A 15,811-nucleotide genomic window follows, 5' to 3' on the forward strand; every position below is an offset into this window, starting at 1 on the left:
CAGGGTGACTGGCAGGCAGAACCCCGCTGGGGGGCTTCACTCGTAGCCAAAGCTCCGCACCCGGGCTTCATCATCGGCCCAGCCGGAACGCACCTTGACCCACAGTTCCAGGAAGACCTTGGCGTCCATGAGCTTTTCCAGCTCTTGGCGCGCCTCGGTGCCGATGCGCTTGAGGCGCTCGCCCTTGTCACCGATCACCATGGCCTTGTGGCCATCGCGTTCGACCACGATGGTGGCGGAGATGCGCACCATGCGGCCGTGGTTCTTGCTCTTTTCCTCGTCGAACTTGTCGATCACCACGGTCGAGGTGTAGGGCAACTCGTCGCCGGTGAAACGGAACAACTTTTCGCGCACGGTTTCAGAGGCCAGGAACTTCTCGCTGCGGTCGGTCAGTTCGTCTTCCGCGTAGAACCAGGCTTGTTCGGGCAGGTACTTTTCGCAGATGCCGAACAGGCGCTCGATGTCGCCCTTGTTCTTGGCCGACATGGGCACGAACTCGTTGAAGGGGTGACGCTCCTGCATGCTCTTGAGCCACGGGGCCAGCTCGGCACGGCGGTTCACGGTGTCGAGCTTGTTGGCCACCAACAAGGCGGGAATGCCCGGCTTGAGCAGGGACAGCACCTTGGCATCGGCCAGGGTGAAGTTGCCGGCCTCGACCACAAACAACACCAGGTCCACGTCGCCGATGGCACCCATGACCGTCTTGTTCAGCGACTTGTTGAGGGCCGTGCTGTGCCGGGTCTGGAAGCCGGGCGTATCAACAAACACATACTGGGTTTGGTGCAGTGTGCGGATGCCGGTGATGCGGTGGCGCGTGGTCTGGGCCTTGCGCGAGGTGATGCTGATCTTTTGGCCGACCAAGGCATTGAGCAAGGTGGATTTGCCCACGTTGGGCTTGCCCACGATGGCGATGACGCCACAGCGCTGGCCATCCACGGCAGGCGCGACGGCCGGCTTGGCGGCGGCCAACATGGCCTCCAGATCGAGGTCGTTACCCGCTACAGGCTTGCTTGCGTCGTTCATTTTTGTGTCGCTTTCAGGGTGAGCAGCATGGCTGCAGCAGCGGCCTGTTCACCGGCGCGCCGGGAACCCCCAATGCCTCGCTCAGTCAGGCCCAATTCGGGGATTTCGCACTCAACGTCGAAGGTTTGGCGGTGCGCCGCGCCTGTGGTGGCCACCACGCGGTAAGTCGGCACTTTCATTTTGCGGCCCTGCAACCACTCCTGCAAGCCGGTTTTGGGGTCTTTGCCCATGGCCTGCATTTGCGGGTTGATCTCCACGCCCTGGAACAGGCGGTGGACCAAAGCCTCGGCCGGGCCGTAACCGGCATCGACAAAGACGGCGCCCAGCAAAGCTTCCAGCGCATCGGCCAGGATGGAGGGGCGTTGTTGCCCGCCCGAGCGGGTTTCCCCCTCACCCAAACGCAAAACGTTGGGCAGGTCCAGCCCCAAGGCCAACTGGTGCAAGGTGTCTTGCTTGACCAAGTTGGCCCGGGTGCGCGAGAGGTCGCCCTCAGCCAGCGCGCCCAGGCGCTGGTACAGCAAGCCGGCGACCGCCAGGTTGAGCACCGAGTCGCCGAGGAATTCGAGGCGTTCGTTGTGATCGGCCGAAAAGCTGCGGTGCGTGACAGCCCGCTGCAAAAGTTTCGGATCGGAAAAGACGTGTTGCAGCCGTTGCTGCAAACTTTGAAGTCGAGGGTCCACCTAGTTGGTCTGTGCGCTGTATTTCATGACCAGGTACGCTGGTCCAACGAGGTGGATTTCACGGGTGTAGGCAAAACCCACCACCACTTTGTCACCCACCTTGCGAATGTCCAGGTCCTTGCCAGAGATCGAGCTGATGTCGTCAATGGCTGCAGCCCGGTCAAAAATTTGCTGGACTTCCAGCACGGTCGAACCCACCTTGGCGCGCTCGATGGCCTTTTTGGCCGCCACGTACTCGATGCCCGTGGGCACGACCTGGGCCGTGACCACCATGGTCGACACGATCAGGGCCGCCACCAGCACCAGGCTGATGAAGGACAGGCCGCGTTGCTGCGAGCGCGGGGCCCGGTTCGACTGTTTCATGGATGCACTCTTCCTGCCCTTTGGCACTTGATCAATCAATTGAAGGATCCGATGCGTTTGAGGTTGCCGAAGTTCATCCAGACAAAGAAGGCCTTGCCCACGATGTTGCTGTCGGGCACAAAGCCCCAATAGCGCGAATCGAGGGAATTATCACGGTTATCCCCCATCATGAAATAGTGACCTTCCGGTACTTTGCAACGAACTCCTTCAATGGAGTAGTGGCAGTTGTCCTTGAACGGGAAGTTGTCCACGCCAGGCACAAAAGCCGGGCGATCCGGGTCGTTGAGCAGGCGATGGGGGTGGGTGCCCAGTTGCTCTTCAAACTGCTTGAAGTAGCGCACGGCGTCTTCATCAAAGAAGTCCGGAAGGGCCTTGGTCTCGATGGCCTGGCCATTGATGGTCAGGCGCTTGTTGAGGTAGGCCACCTCGTCACCCGGCACACCGACCACGCGCTTGATGTAGTCCAGCGAGGGCTTGGGCGGGTAGCGAAACACCATCACGTCACCACGCTGCGGTGCATTGCCTTCGGTGATCTTCTTGTTGATCACGGGCAGGCGGATGCCGTAGGTGAACTTGTTGACCAAGATGAGGTCGCCCACCAGCAGGGTCGGGATCATGGAGCCGGAGGGAATTTTGAAGGGCTCGAACAAAAACGAGCGCAACACAAACACGGCTGCGATGACCGGGAACAGGCCGGCGGTCCAGTCCAACCACCAGGGCTGCATCAAGAGTTTGACCTTGGCGTCTTCCACGTCGCCATCCACCTGCTGAATGCCCATGCGGGTCAGCTCTTCGCGGCGCTGCACTTGCGCGGCCTCAATGGCTTGCGCGGCCTGCCGGCGACGCGGCAAGAAGTACAGGCGCTCGGCCAACCAATAAGCCCCCGTCACCGAAGTGGCCAAGAACAGGAGGAGCGCGAAGTTGCCCTCGATGCCGCCAATGTTGAGGTACCAAGCCCCCACATAAGCGGCGAAACCGGCCAGGATCAGGGCGGTGATGGTGGACATGATGCTCATCATTCCTCCACCTGCAAAATGGCCAGAAAGGCTTCTTGCGGCACTTCGACCGAGCCGATTTGCTTCATGCGCTTCTTACCTGCCTTCTGCTTCTCGAGGAGCTTGCGCTTGCGGGTGATGTCACCGCCGTAGCACTTGGCCAGCACGTTCTTGCGCAAGGCCTTGATGGTTTCACGGGCAATGATGTTGGCGCCGATGGCGGCCTGGATGGCCACATCGAACATCTGGCGGCTGATGATTTCGCGCATCTTGGCGGCCACGGCACGGCCCCGGTACTGAGCTTGGGTGCGGTGAACGATGATGGACAAGGCATCGACCTTCTCGCCATTGAGCAAGATGTCGACCTTCACCACGTCAGAGGCGCGGTACTCCTTGAACTCATAGTCCATGGAGGCATAGCCCCGGCTGACCGACTTGAGCTTGTCGAAGAAGTCCAGCACGATTTCGCCCAACGGCATTTCATAGGTCAGCATGACCTGGCGACCGTGGTAGGCCATGTTCATCTGAACGCCGCGCTTTTGGTTGGCCAGCGTCATCACCGCGCCCACGTAATCTTGCGGCATGTAGAGGTGCACGGTCACGATGGGCTCGCGGATCTCCTGCATGCGGCCCTGGTCGGGCATCTTGGCGGGGTTCTCGACCATGATGACTTCGCCATCGCCCTTGACCACTTCGTAGACCACGCTGGGTGCGGTGGTGATCAGGTCTTGGTCGAATTCGCGTTCCAGGCGCTCTTGCACGATTTCCATGTGCAGCAAACCCAGGAAGCCACAACGGAAACCAAAGCCCAGGGCCTGCGAGACTTCGGGCTCGAAGTGCAGCGAAGAGTCGTTGAGCTTGAGTTTTTCCAGGCTGTCGCGCAGCGAGTCGTACTGGTTGGCTTCGGTCGGGTACAGACCGGCAAACACCTGGGGCTGGATTTCCTTGAAACCTGGCAAGGCCGAACTGGCAGGGCCCAGGTTGTTGGGCAGCTTTTTCTCAAGCGTGATGGTGTCGCCGACCTTGGCGGCCTGCAACTCCTTGATGCCCGCAATGATGTAACCCACCTCACCGGCCTCGAGCGAGTCGCGCGGCACGTTGGTCGGCGTGAACACACCGAGGTTGTCGGCGTTGTAGACCGTGCCGGTGGCCATCATCTTGAAGCGCTCGCCCTTGCCCAGGCGGCCGTCGACCACGCGCACCAGCATCACCACACCCACGTAGGTGTCGAACCAGCTGTCCACGATCATGGCGCGCAGCGGCGCGTTCGGGTTGCCCTTGGGAGCGGGGATGCGGGCCACCACGGCTTCCAGGATGTCCTCAATGCCCATGCCGCTCTTGGCCGAGCAAGGAATGGCATCGGTCGCATCGATGCCGATCACGTCTTCAATTTCGGCCTTGGCATTGTCTGGATCGGCCTGCGGCAAATCCATCTTGTTGAGCACCGGCACCACCTCAACACCCAGGTCGAGCGCGGTGTAGCAGTTGGCCACGGTCTGGGCTTCCACGCCTTGCGAGGCGTCGACCACCAACAGCGCGCCTTCGCAAGCAGAGAGGGAGCGGCTGACCTCATAGGAGAAGTCGACGTGGCCGGGCGTGTCGATCAAATTGAGGTTGTAAACCTGGCCGTCCTTGGCCTTGTAGTGCAGCGCAGCGGTCTGCGCCTTGATGGTTATCCCACGCTCTTTTTCGATGTCCATCGAGTCGAGCACCTGGGCCTCCATCTCGCGCTCTTCCAGGCCGCCGCAGCGCTGGATCAAGCGGTCTGCCAGCGTTGACTTGCCGTGGTCGATGTGGGCAATGATCGAGAAATTTCTGATGTGATTCATCAACGGGAACGCTTAAGTAATTGAATTATCTGGGGGAGACCCAATAAAAAAGGGCGCGTCTGGTAGCGACGCGCCCTGAACCAACAATCTATGGCAACTGCGATAGTTGGAGCTTCATTGTAGGCAAAAAGCCTGGGACGTACAGCCCGAGAAGGGCCAGAGCCACGGCGTTGCAGCGCTGCAACAGGCAGTTTATACACATCTTATCAACAGGTTCGGTTGATGAGTTTCTGGACAACTTGTGGGTGATCTGTGGATCACCTGTGCCCAGCTGGTCGGTATCCCGCATCGTGGTTTTTGGTCTTCTCGATATGCCAAAGCGCATCGGTCAACAAGCTGCATTCTACCCAAACAAGGAATTAACCCCAAAATTTGTGAGCGAGCGCAAACTTACAAAAAAAAGGTATCCGGCTTGAAAAAAATTTGCAAAATGCCAAACAAACCTGACTGAACAGACCATCAATTCCGACTGTCGCCAGGGGGCACAGCGGGAGGCGCCCCCCCCCCGCTGCGGCTCAGATCATCGACTGGGTCGGATGGCGGCAAACTGAGTCCACTCACCGCGGCGGAACAGCACGCTGATGGTTTTGCTGCGATCCGCCCTGGCCAGCGCCGCCTCGAACTCCTTCACACTGCCAACCTCTGAATTGGCAATGCCCAGGATGACGTCGCCTTCACGCAGGCCGGCTCTCGCGGCCGCATCGCTGACCGCATCGACACGAACCCCGCCCTTGAGCTTGAGCTCCTTCTTCTGTGCCGCGGTCAATTCGCTGACCACCAAACCCAGAGATTGACCAGCAGAAGAACCCTTTGGTTTTTCCTCGCGCTCAGCGCCTTTGCGCGCACTGGCTTCAGGCTCGATCTCGGCGATGGTGATGGCCAGATCCTTGTTGGCACCGCGGCGGAACACCGTCACCGTGCTGCGAGAGCCCGGTTTGGTGTTGCCCACCAGTCGGGGCAGGTCTGCGCTCTTTTCAATGGTCTTGCCATCAAAGCGCACGATGATGTCTCCTGGCTCGACACCCGCCTTGTCCGCAGGTGAACCGGTTTCAACCCCGCGCACCAAAGCGCCCTGGGCTTTGGGCAAGCCCAGGGACTCAGCCACCTCTTTGCTGACTTGATCGATCTGCACGCCAATGCGACCGCGCGAGACACGCCCAGTGGCACGCAGCTGCTCGCTGACACGCACGGCCTCGTCGATGGGAATGGCAAACGAGATGCCCATGAAGCCCCCCGAGCGCGAGTAGATCTGGCTGTTGATGCCCACCACCTCACCACGCATATTGATCAGCGGTCCACCCGAATTGCCAGGGTTGATCGCCACATCGGTCTGGATGAAGGGCAGGTAGTCCCCTGTGTCTCGCTGCTTGGCACTCACAATGCCAGCCGTCACGGTGTTCTCGAGGCCGAAGGGCGAGCCAATCGCCATGACCCATTCGCCGACCTTCAGACGGCCGGTATCGCCCAACTTCACCGCAGGCAGGCCAGTGGCCTCGATCTTGACCACGGCCACGTCGGTGCGCTTGTCGGCGCCGACAATGCGCGCCTTGAATTCACGCTTGTCGGTCAGGGTGACCACCACTTCATCAGCGTCCTCCACCACATGGGCATTGGTCATGATGAAGCCATCAGAAGTCAGCACAAAACCCGAGCCCACGCCTCGCGGCTGGGCTTCTTCATCCTGCTGGGGTTTTTGTTGCCGCGGCCCCTGGCGCGGCACATTGGGAACGGGCAGACCAAAGCGCCGGAAAAACTCCAACATCTCCTCATCAACACCCCCACCATTGGCGGCACGGCTAGAGGCTTTCTCGAGGGTTCGGATATTGACCACCGAGGGGCCCACCTGCTCGACCAGATCGGTGAAGTCAGGCAGGGCGCGCACGGTGGCGGCAGACTGCGCCTGGGCCGCTTGCACCGGAAGCAAAGAAACAGCCGAGGTGCCAGCCATGGCGGCGGCCAGTGCCACAAGGCGCAGGCGCTTCCAATAGATGTTGTGCATCATGGACCTTTCAAGGATCGAATTGTCAAAAGCAAGGAAACAAGAACCAGCGCGGCCCGAGCTTGGGCCGCGTCGGGTAAAGATAGGGACTTACTTGCGCCGCTCAAGGTTTTGAGCGAACAACTTGAGGGTGGCCAAAGGAACCTCCCCCACCAGGGTCAGCCACCAGTCGCCCGACCAGCGACGGGCCAGGGTCTGGGTGGCGCCCATGGACACCAGCACCTCGTCTTGCGGGTGGGGCTGCCGGCCATAAGGTTCGACAAACAAGGACACCGTGGCCAGGCCATCGGAGAAAGTCCATTGCAAAGTAGGTGCCAGCGCCGCACCGGGCCCTGCCACAGGCGCCGCACCGTTGCTGCGCTGGTAGCAACTCACCGACTGAAAGCCTGCCACGGGACTCTTCAGACCCCAGCCTTCTTGCTGGGGCGTGGTCTTGACCAATTCAGCGTGCTCGACGCGGTAGCCGCTGGTGTTGTTCATCATCTGAGCCAGCTTGTCCATCTTGACATTGGCATCCAAGTCAAGTTCGGAGAACGCAGCCTGCTCCAGCACCTTGCCGTCGACATCCAGGGTTTGGATTTTGATGGCCAAGCCAGACTTCTTCTCGCTCCAGATGCGGTAACCGTAGCGCAAGCCATCCTTGGGTTGGATCTGCACCACGTCGGCGTCAAAGCCTGCGACCCGGTCCAGACCTGTCGATTGGGCTTGGTAGAGCGCCGCCAAGGCAGGGTCACCCGCTCGTTTCAAATTGGGAAACAGCCCCAGCGATTCGCGCTTTTCCGAGCGCGCAACGCGGGCGTCGGGCAAAAAGGTGATGACCTGGTCATTGCGCCGCAGGGTGGAGCGCGGCGGCCCCGTGAGGGCATCAACCCGCTCCATCTGCAAGTCACCATCACAGACATGCCAAATGCGCGAGCTGTACATGCCGCCCGCAGCAGACATCACGACAAAGGTGCCGACATAGGCACGGCGACTGGAGGCGTTGTGCAAACGGAGAAGCCACTGGTTCAAATCTCGCTCGGCACCAGCGTTGGTGGCCGCCGCAGGCGTGGCGCCCGCCATGGAAAAAGCAGGGCCTGCAGCAGCAGCAGCAGGAGCCGTGCTGCCCGCGATGGCAAAAGGTGCCGTCTGCACCGGCCCGGCACTCCAGGCCGCCAAAGGCCAGGCGAGCGTGGCCACACCCAACCGTCCCGCGTCACACCAAGCTCTCGCTTTCATCACCTGCCTGAGCATCACCGACCGTCTCCCTCAAAGGTGGCGTTGCGCAAAAAGCCTGCCGGCATCTGCAGCGCCGAACTTCCGCCCGCCTGCTTGTGCGCAGCCAGGAGCTCGTCAAGCCGGGGGTCACGCAACATCACGGCACGCTCACCACTGGACAAGGCCACGGTTTGCATCGCACCCGTGCGGCTGTCTTGGGCCAGTTGGGGAGAGGAAAGCATCGGCGACTGGCTCGCCAACAAGGCCCAGCCCACAGCGGCCACCGCGGTCACCGTGGCCAGACCCGCGACCAAACGCCAACGGAAGACCGGCTGATTGGCTGCTTCCAGGCGCTGAGGTTGAGGGGGCAATGGTTCCGCCATGGGCAAGACAGGGGCTTCGGGCGGCGCAATGACCTCATCCTGCAGGCGCGTACGCAGTCGGCTTAAAAAATCAGGCGCCAAGTCGGCGGCCGGATCAGCCGCCTCATCCCACTCGCCGCGCAACACGTCTCGGCTCAGGTGGTAGGCCTCCCAAGACAGCAAGGCGTCTTCATCGCCATCGATCCGAGCCATGGCACGGGTCAACTCGACGGCATCCAACCTGCCGTCAGCCAGATCGGAGATCAGTTCGCGGTTTTCAATCTGTCTGTCCATTTGCAATCCCATGATTCATCACCAACGTTTGCCGCTTTGATTGGTCAGCAGGGGCTTGACCTTGGCCGATATGGCTTCGCGAGCCCGAAAAATTCGGGAACGCACCGTACCGATGGGGCAATTCATGACCTCGGCGATGTCTTCGTAACTCAGCCCCTCGATCTCTCGCAAGGTCACTGCATGCCTCAAATCCTCAGGCAAGGCCTCCATGGCTGCGTTCACCGCCGCCCCGATTTCCTTGGCTGCCAGCACCGTCTCCGGCGTCTCATCGGAACTTAGTTCGTTTTCCACGCGGGAAGTTTCATCATCTTCATCCCGGCCACGCAAAGCGCTTTCGTTCATCACCGGATTGCGGCGCAAATCAACCAGGGCTTTTTTGGCGGTGTTGACCGCAATGCGGTACAGCCAGGTGTAGAACTGAGCGTCGCCACGGAACTGGTGCAGGGCGCGGTAGGCCCGGATGAAGGTTTCTTGCACCACATCGTCAACCAGATCACTGTCGCGCACCATGCGCGCCACCAAACGGGCCACACGGCGCTGGTACTTGATGACCAGCAACTCAAAAGCGCGCTGGTCTCCCGCCACGGCGCGCTGCACCAGCAACAGGTCGCTGCCCTCAGGGGCCGTGCTGGTTTCAGAAAGGGAGGTGGTCATGACGTCAAAAAGAATACCCAGGGCTCAGGAGAGCGGCGGGCGATCAAGCGGCCCGAGGGCAGCGCGCGAATATACCGCACAGCGCAGTCCATGCCAGCGCTCAGGCGCCCAAGCGCGTTGCACCCACAACCACACCCCAGCCGACCGGCCGCTGGCTGCAGGCCAGCGCAAGAGCAAGGCCCACTGAAGGTCCAGCACCACCGTCAGCGCGGCTGCGCTGTCCTCGGACCCGTCAGCTTGGCGGTTCAGCTGCCAGAGCCCACCGTCCCAGACCAAGTCCCCCACCGGCAGGCGCCGGGCTTGCACCCAGGCCAGACCCGCCGCGAGCAAGCTGAATACCGCGCCCAGAACAGGTCCCCAGACCGCCCCACCTGACCGCTGCCACCACAGCAGCTGGACACCCCAAGCCAGCAGCAGCCACAACAGCAACAAACGCTGCGGCCATGGTGATGGCTTCAAACAAAAAGAAACGGCAGGGGGAGCATGCATCAACACGCTCCGCCTGCCGCAATGCGAGAGACCCGTGGATTCATCGGGCACTCCCTCGAATGGACATCAAACCAGGCGCTTGAACACCAGGGTTCCGTTGGTGCCGCCAAAGCCGAAGTTGTTCTTCACCGCCACGTCGATCTTCAGATCCCGAGCCTCATTGGCGCAGTAGTCCAAATCACAATCCGGGTCTTGGTTGAAGATGTTGATGGTCGGCGGGCTCTTCTGGTGGTAGACCGCCAGGGCCGTGAACACGCTCTCGATGCCACCCGCACCACCCAGCAAGTGGCCGGTCATGGACTTGGTGGAATTGACCACCGTCTTGTAGGCGTGATCGCCCAACGCCGCCTTGATGGCGTTGGACTCGTTCGCATCCCCCAGCGGCGTGGAGGTTCCGTGAGCGTTGAGGTAGTTGACTTGGTCAGCGTTGACGCCCGCATTGCGCAGCGCCATCTCCATGGAGCGGCGGGGACCGTCCACGTTGGGTGCCGTCATGTGGTACGCGTCGGCCGACAGACCAAAGCCGCTCACCTCCGCGTAAATGCGAGCACCACGGGCCTTGGCATGCTCGTACTCTTCGAGCACCACCACGCCAGAGCCTTCGCCCAGCACAAAGCCGTCACGGTCTTTGTCCCAAGGACGGGAAGCGGTTTTGGGGTCGTCATTGCGCGTGGACAGTGCACGGGCTGCGGCAAAGCCACCAATGCCCAGCGGAGACACGGTGGACTCCGAGCCCCCCGCCACCATCACATCGCAATCGCCGTACTCAATCATGCGGGCCGACAAGCCAATGGCGTGCAGGCCGGTGGTGCATGCGGTGACCACGGCGATGTTGGGGCCCTTGAATCCATACTTGATGGACACATGGCCAGAAATCATGTTAATGATCGACGCCGGCACGAAGAAAGGCGAAATGCGGCGCGGGCCGCGGTTCGTCAGTTCAGCGTGGGTTTGTTCGATCATGGGCAAGCCACCGATGCCCGCACCGATGTTGCAACCGATGCGAACCGCCTGCTCATCGCTCAGGGCGTCGCCTGTGGGCAAGCCGGAATCAGCCACTGCTTGGATGGCTGCTGCCATGCCCAGATGAATGAAACGGTCCATGTGACGCGCTTCTTTTTCGGGCATGTACTGGGTGACATCAAAGCCTTTGACCTCACCGGCGAACTTGCAGGCATAGGCGCTTGCATCGAAGGCGGTGATGAGATCAATGCCAGACTGGCCAGCCAGCAGGTTGTTCCAGGACTCGGCAACCGTATTGCCTACCGGGCTGACACAGCCCAGCCCAGTGACGACGACGCGACGACGGGACATATGAAAATCTCAGTTTGGCCGGACGTCAAACGCCGGCGATCCGTGACAGGTCAGGACCAGCCCGAAGGACCGCTCCTGCCCGCACATGAAAAGGTTTCAGACCTGTCCGGAAGGACTTCAGGCCTTGTGGTGCGTGTTCGCGTAGTCGATCGCGTTTTGCACCGTGGTGATCTTCTCGGCGTCTTCGTCCGGGATCTCGATGCCGAACTCGTCTTCCAGCGCCATCACCAGCTCCACCGTGTCCAGAGAGTCAGCGCCCAGGTCGGCCACGAAAGCCTTTTCGTTGGTGACTTGAGACTCTTCCACGCCGAGTTGTTCGGCGATGATTTTTTTGACACGTGCTTCGATATCGCTCATGGTTCCCTCTGAGGGTTGTAAAAAGATCCGTGATTTTAGCCGCCTCAGGGAAACATTCCCGAAGCATTCGCCGTACGGACCAAACGACTTTAACTTGCAGGCTTCTTACATGTACATGCCGCCATTGACATGCAACTCCTGGCCAGTCACATACGCAGCCTGCGGCGAGGCCAGGTAAGCGACGGCATGAGCGATGTCAGCAGGGCGGCCCAGATGCCCTAAGGGGATCTGGGACAGCAGTGCTTTTTGCTGCTCTTCAGGCAGCGAAGCCGTCATGTCGGTGTCGATGAAACCAGGGGCCACGCAGTTGACCGTGATGCCACGGCTGCCCAGCTCACGGGCCAGTGCACGGGTCATGCCCGCCACACCCGCCTTGGCGGCCGCATAGTTGGCCTGACCCGGATTGCCGGAAGCGCCCACAACACTGGTGATGCTGATGATGCGGCCATAACGCTGCTTCATCATCTGACGCATGACACCACGGCTCATGCGAAAGACCGACTTCAGATTGGTGTCCAGCACCGCATCCCAGTCAGCATCTTTCAAGCGCATGGCCAACATGTCACGGGTGATGCCCGCGTTGTTGACCAGGATCTGCAGGCCGCCGTGCTCCTTGACGATGCGATCGATCAGGGCCTCGACGGCCTCGCCATCATTCACATCCAGCCGAGCACCTTGACCACCGTGGGCTGCCAGGGTTTCGCCAATGCGGGCTGCGCCGTCATCGGTGGTGGCCGTGCCAATCACCTTCAAGCCACGCTGGGCCAACTCCAGGGCAATGGCGGCACCAATACCGCGCGAAGCCCCCGTCACCAGGGCCACTTGGCCCACAAAATTCACTTCACTCATGCCAACAATCCTTTGGTTTCTGCCAAGGTGACTGGGTCCAGCACCACAGCCCCCACCAATTCAGCGTCAATGCGCTTGGTCATCCCGGCCAGCACCTTACCAGGACCACATTCCACCAGGGTGTTGACGCCACGGGCCTTGATGGCCTGCACGCATTCGACCCAACGAACCGGCTGGAAGGCCTGGCGGTAGAGCGCGTCCCGGATGCGATCGAGGTCGGTTTCGACCAGCACATCCACGTTGTTCAACACCGGAATTTGAGGCGCCGCCAAAGTCAACCCAGCCAACTTCTCGCGCAGCTTGTCCGCTGCTGGCTTCATCAGGCTGGAATGGAAAGGTGCCGACACCGGCAAAGGCAGCGCGCGCTTGGCGCCCTGGGCCTTGAGGTGTTCACATGCCTTCTCGACGCCCGCCTTGGTGCCTGCGATCACGGTTTGCATGGGGTCGTTGAAGTTGACAGCCTCAGCCACCTCCACCGAACCGGCGCCAAAAGACTGGGTGACCTCCAGGCAGCCAGCGCGCACCTTGGCTGCATCCATGCCCAGGATGGCGGCCATGGCCCCCACCCCCACGGGTACAGCTTCCTGCATGGCCGCAGCACGGAATCGCACCAGCGGCGCAGCCTGAGCCAGCGTCAACACACCCGAAGCCACCAGCGCAGAGTACTCACCCAGCGAATGACCTGCCACCACCGAAGGCTGCAGCCCGGTCTCAGCCATCCAGGCGCGGTAGGCCGCCACGGCTGCCACAAGCATCACGGGCTGGGTGTTGGTGGTCAGGGCCAAGGCTTCCTTGGGACCCGCATGGATCAGGGCACCAACATCTTCCCCCAAGGCGTCCGACGCTTCTTGCAGGGTTTGCTGCACCACAGGGTGATCACCCCAGGCGTCGAGCATGCCGACCGATTGGGAACCCTGCCCCGGAAAAACGAATGCAAATGAAGTCATGGTGTTGCAAGAATTCAATCTAGATACGAAGCCCAGCAGCGACGCATGCCGAGCCAAACCCACCCGAGGAGCCAAGCCAAAACAGGCCAGCCGCCCAGCACGTCAGTACTGCACCAGCACCGCACCCCAGGTGAAGCCACCGCCGACGCCCTCGAGCATCAAAGTCTGGCCACGATGCACGCGACCCGAACGAACAGCCGCATCCAAGGCCAAAGGAATTGAGGCGGCAGACGTGTTGCCATGCTGATCAACGGTGACGACCACCTTGTCCATGGACAACTTGAGCTTGCGCGCCGTGCTTTGCATGATGCGGATGTTGGCCTGGTGCGGAATCAACCAGTCAATGTCCGCCTCGGTCTTGCCCGCCTTGGCCAAGGTGGCGCGAGCCGCCTCCTCCAGGACACCGACCGCAAGCTTGAACACCGCCTGGCCATCCATCTTGAGCAAGGGATCGCCCAAGATGTGCCCACCCGACACATGACCGGGCACACACAGAATCCCCACGTGCTTGCCGTCGGCATGCAAATCAGTGGCCAAGATGCCCGGCTGATCCGACGCCTCCAACACCACCGCCCCCGCACCATCGCCAAACAGCACACAGGTGGTGCGGTCCTTGAAGTCGAGCAAGCGCGAGAAGACCTCCGAGCCCACGACAAGTGCGCGCGTCGCAGCACCGCTTTGGATCATGGCGTCAGCCACGGTCAGCGCGTACACAAAACCACTGCAAACCGCCTGCACATCAAAAGCAGCAGCTCCGGCGTTGCCGAGCTTGTGCTGCAAGATGCAAGCCGTCGAAGGAAACACCATGTCCGGCGTGGACGTGGCCACGATGATCAGGTCGATCTGCGAGGCCTCCAGGCCTGCGGCCTCCAGAGCGCGCTGCGCTGCTTGCAAGGCCAGATCGCTGCTGCCCACATCGGGGGCCGCAAAGTGCCGGGCTCGGATGCCCGTGCGCTCCACAATCCATTCGTCTGAGGTTTCAACGCCTTGGGTGGCCAGCTCGGCGGCCAAGTCAGCGTTGGTGAGTCTGCGCGGGGGCAGATAGCTGCCGGTGCCGGCAATGCGCGAATAACGTCTCATGGTGCTGGGGTGCCCGCCGCGCTCGCGCCCAGTTCACCCGTGGCCGCCACCAACAGCGGGGCAGCACGGGCAATGCGGACCTTCACACGGTCGAGCAGGTTGTTCCGAGCCGCATCATACGCCCGGTTCAAAGCCTGCTCGAAAGCGAACTCGTCGGCTGAACCGTGGCTCTTGAACACCAGTCCACGCAGGCCCAGCAAGGCCGCGCCGTTGTAGCGGCGGTAGTCCATTCTCTTTTTCAAAGAAGATAGGACTGGATAGGCGCAGATGGCAGCAATTTTGGTGAAGATGCTTCGCGAGAATTCTTCACGCAAAAAACCCACGATCATGAAGGCCAGTCCTTCGGTCGCCTTCAGGGCCACGTTGCCCACAAAGCCATCACAGACCACGATCTCGGTCGTACCCTTGAAAATGTCATTGCCTTCGACGTTGCCGTAGAAGTTCAGATCACCCGATTGACCCGCGGAGCGCAGCAACTCACCCGCGCGCTTGATCACATCATTGCCCTTGATGACTTCTTCACCAATGTTGAGCAACCCGACCGACGGCGTGTTGTCGTTCTTCAGCACCGACACCAGGGCCGACCCCATGACCGCAAACTGCAGCAGGTGTTCTGCCGTGCAATCCACATTGGCCCCGAGATCGAGCACCGTGGTGGCTTGCCCCTTGCCGTTGGGCATCAGCGCGGCAATGGCCGGGCGATCGATGCCATCCAGGGTCTTGAGCAGGTAGCGAGCGATGGCCATCAAGGCGCCGGTGTTGCCCGCAGACACGGCCGCATCGGCACGACCATCCTTGACCTGCTGGATGGCCACCCGCATCGAGGAGTCTTTTTTCTTGCGCAGCGCCACCTCAACGGTGTCGTCCATGCCCACCACTTCGGAGGCAGGCAGGATGTCTGCACGCTCATGGGACCAGTCCGCCATGGACTCGGGTTTTCCCACCAACAACAGGCGGGCGTCCGCATGCTGATCCAGAAAATGCCGGCAAGCAGCCAGCGTGACACGGGGACCGTGGTCGCCCCCCATGCAATCAACAGCCAGAGTGATCATTCAGAGCTCAATCAACCGCGTGCGCGGTCTCAAAATGGGGCGCCAACAAAAGAAAAGCCCGCGCTACTGAAAGGTAGCATCGGGCTTTGATGGCTCCGGAAGCAGATCAGGCTTCGGACTTGTTCTTCAGAACCTGACGACCACGGTAGAAGCCGTTCGGGCTGATGTGGTGACGCAGGTGAGTTTCACCGGTGGTGGCTTCCACTGCAATGCCCGGCACGTTCAGGGCATTGTGCGAGCGGTGCATACCGCGCTTGGAAGGGGACTTTTTGTTTTGCTGGACAGCCATGTCAGGCTCCTGAACTTAAGGGTTGTTACATGCGCTTG

General features: G+C 61.0%; 16 protein-coding genes. All 16 read right to left on the reverse strand.

What is annotated here, in order from left to right; all coding sequences use genetic code 11:
- Positions 1–36: 36 nt before the first annotated feature.
- Positions 37–1,023, reverse strand: coding sequence for a GTPase Era (era, locus tag PSQ39_RS13060; protein WP_273927246.1), 987 nt, complete (start codon positions 1,021–1,023; stop codon positions 37–39).
- Positions 1,020–1,703, reverse strand: a complete 684-nt coding sequence (gene rnc / locus PSQ39_RS13065; protein WP_273927247.1) for a ribonuclease III — start codon at positions 1,701–1,703, stop codon at positions 1,020–1,022. The genes era and rnc overlap by 4 nt, the downstream gene beginning before the upstream one ends.
- Positions 1,704–2,066, reverse strand: a complete 363-nt coding sequence (locus tag PSQ39_RS13070) for a DUF4845 domain-containing protein (protein WP_273927248.1) — start codon at positions 2,064–2,066, stop codon at positions 1,704–1,706. It abuts the gene before it with no gap.
- Between the two features lie 35 nt (positions 2,067–2,101).
- Positions 2,102–3,082 carry a signal peptidase I gene (gene lepB, locus PSQ39_RS13075; RefSeq protein WP_273927249.1) on the reverse strand — a complete coding sequence of 327 codons (981 nt, stop codon included), beginning with the start codon at positions 3,080–3,082 and terminating at the stop codon, positions 2,102–2,104.
- Positions 3,082–4,890 carry a translation elongation factor 4 gene (gene lepA / locus PSQ39_RS13080; RefSeq protein ID WP_273927250.1) on the reverse strand — a complete coding sequence of 603 codons (1,809 nt, stop codon included), beginning with the start codon at positions 4,888–4,890 and terminating at the stop codon, positions 3,082–3,084. The genes lepB and lepA overlap by 1 nt, the downstream gene beginning before the upstream one ends.
- A 520-nt stretch (positions 4,891–5,410) precedes the next feature.
- Positions 5,411–6,892 (reverse strand): DegQ family serine endoprotease, encoded by a 1,482-nt coding sequence (locus tag PSQ39_RS13085; RefSeq protein WP_273927251.1) that lies wholly within the window; start codon positions 6,890–6,892, stop codon positions 5,411–5,413.
- An 87-nt stretch (positions 6,893–6,979) separates the two neighbouring features.
- The gene (locus tag PSQ39_RS13090; protein WP_273927252.1) at positions 6,980–8,068 is read right to left on the reverse strand and encodes a MucB/RseB C-terminal domain-containing protein; all 1,089 of its coding nucleotides are present in this window, start codon (positions 8,066–8,068) and stop codon (positions 6,980–6,982) included.
- Positions 8,069–8,121: 53 nt separating this feature from the next.
- Positions 8,122–8,742, reverse strand: a complete 621-nt coding sequence (locus PSQ39_RS13095; RefSeq protein ID WP_273927253.1) for a sigma-E factor negative regulatory protein — start codon at positions 8,740–8,742, stop codon at positions 8,122–8,124.
- Positions 8,743–8,760: 18 nt separating this feature from the next.
- Positions 8,761–9,396 (reverse strand): RNA polymerase sigma factor RpoE, encoded by a 636-nt coding sequence (rpoE, locus tag PSQ39_RS13100; RefSeq protein WP_273927254.1) that lies wholly within the window; start codon positions 9,394–9,396, stop codon positions 8,761–8,763.
- Positions 9,397–9,951: 555 nt separating this feature from the next.
- Positions 9,952–11,199, reverse strand: a complete 1,248-nt coding sequence (gene fabF, locus PSQ39_RS13105) for a beta-ketoacyl-ACP synthase II (protein WP_273927255.1) — start codon at positions 11,197–11,199, stop codon at positions 9,952–9,954.
- 117 nt (positions 11,200–11,316) lie between these two features.
- Positions 11,317–11,556 carry an acyl carrier protein gene (gene acpP / locus PSQ39_RS13110; RefSeq protein WP_019575021.1) on the reverse strand — a complete coding sequence of 80 codons (240 nt, stop codon included), beginning with the start codon at positions 11,554–11,556 and terminating at the stop codon, positions 11,317–11,319.
- Positions 11,557–11,661: 105 nt separating this feature from the next.
- The gene (gene fabG, locus PSQ39_RS13115; RefSeq protein ID WP_273927256.1) at positions 11,662–12,405 is read right to left on the reverse strand and encodes a 3-oxoacyl-ACP reductase FabG; all 744 of its coding nucleotides are present in this window, start codon (positions 12,403–12,405) and stop codon (positions 11,662–11,664) included.
- Positions 12,402–13,352 carry an ACP S-malonyltransferase gene (gene fabD / locus PSQ39_RS13120; protein WP_273927257.1) on the reverse strand — a complete coding sequence of 317 codons (951 nt, stop codon included), beginning with the start codon at positions 13,350–13,352 and terminating at the stop codon, positions 12,402–12,404. The genes fabG and fabD overlap by 4 nt, the downstream gene beginning before the upstream one ends.
- A gap of 102 nt (positions 13,353–13,454) precedes the next feature.
- Positions 13,455–14,432: a beta-ketoacyl-ACP synthase III gene (locus PSQ39_RS13125; protein ID WP_273927258.1), complete on the reverse strand. Its 978-nt coding sequence runs from the start codon at positions 14,430–14,432 to the stop codon at positions 13,455–13,457.
- Positions 14,429–15,484 (reverse strand): phosphate acyltransferase PlsX, encoded by a 1,056-nt coding sequence (gene plsX, locus PSQ39_RS13130; protein ID WP_273927259.1) that lies wholly within the window; start codon positions 15,482–15,484, stop codon positions 14,429–14,431. Before plsX ends, PSQ39_RS13125 begins: the two co-directional genes overlap by 4 nt.
- A 106-nt stretch (positions 15,485–15,590) precedes the next feature.
- The gene (gene rpmF, locus PSQ39_RS13135) at positions 15,591–15,773 is read right to left on the reverse strand and encodes a 50S ribosomal protein L32 (protein WP_273927260.1); all 183 of its coding nucleotides are present in this window, start codon (positions 15,771–15,773) and stop codon (positions 15,591–15,593) included.
- Positions 15,774–15,811: the final 38 nt, after the last annotated feature.

This window comes from Curvibacter microcysteis (assembly GCF_028649455.1).
GTDB lineage: Bacteria > Pseudomonadota > Gammaproteobacteria > Burkholderiales > Burkholderiaceae_C > Curvibacter > Curvibacter microcysteis.

Excerpts from the sequence above, each read along its gene's own strand:
- era (WP_273927246.1), bottom strand. The coding sequence starts at position 1,023 with ATGAACGACGCAAGCAAGCCTGTAGCGGGTAACGACCTCGATCTGGAG.
- PSQ39_RS13070 (WP_273927248.1), bottom strand. The coding sequence starts at position 2,066 with ATGAAACAGTCGAACCGGGCCCCGCGCTCGCAGCAACGCGGCCTGTCC.
- lepB (WP_273927249.1), bottom strand. The coding sequence starts at position 3,082 with ATGAGCATCATGTCCACCATCACCGCCCTGATCCTGGCCGGTTTCGCC.
- lepA (WP_273927250.1), bottom strand. The coding sequence starts at position 4,890 with ATGAATCACATCAGAAATTTCTCGATCATTGCCCACATCGACCACGGC.
- PSQ39_RS13085 (WP_273927251.1), bottom strand. The coding sequence starts at position 6,892 with ATGATGCACAACATCTATTGGAAGCGCCTGCGCCTTGTGGCACTGGCC.
- PSQ39_RS13095 (WP_273927253.1), bottom strand. The coding sequence starts at position 8,742 with ATGGACAGACAGATTGAAAACCGCGAACTGATCTCCGATCTGGCTGAC.
- rpoE (WP_273927254.1), bottom strand. The coding sequence starts at position 9,396 with ATGACCACCTCCCTTTCTGAAACCAGCACGGCCCCTGAGGGCAGCGAC.
- fabF (WP_273927255.1), bottom strand. The coding sequence starts at position 11,199 with ATGTCCCGTCGTCGCGTCGTCGTCACTGGGCTGGGCTGTGTCAGCCCG.
- acpP (WP_019575021.1), bottom strand. The coding sequence starts at position 11,556 with ATGAGCGATATCGAAGCACGTGTCAAAAAAATCATCGCCGAACAACTC.
- fabG (WP_273927256.1), bottom strand. The coding sequence starts at position 12,405 with ATGAGTGAAGTGAATTTTGTGGGCCAAGTGGCCCTGGTGACGGGGGCT.
- fabD (WP_273927257.1), bottom strand. The coding sequence starts at position 13,352 with ATGACTTCATTTGCATTCGTTTTTCCGGGGCAGGGTTCCCAATCGGTC.
- PSQ39_RS13125 (WP_273927258.1), bottom strand. The coding sequence starts at position 14,432 with ATGAGACGTTATTCGCGCATTGCCGGCACCGGCAGCTATCTGCCCCCG.
- plsX (WP_273927259.1), bottom strand. The coding sequence starts at position 15,484 with ATGATCACTCTGGCTGTTGATTGCATGGGGGGCGACCACGGTCCCCGT.
- rpmF (WP_273927260.1), bottom strand. The coding sequence starts at position 15,773 with ATGGCTGTCCAGCAAAACAAAAAGTCCCCTTCCAAGCGCGGTATGCAC.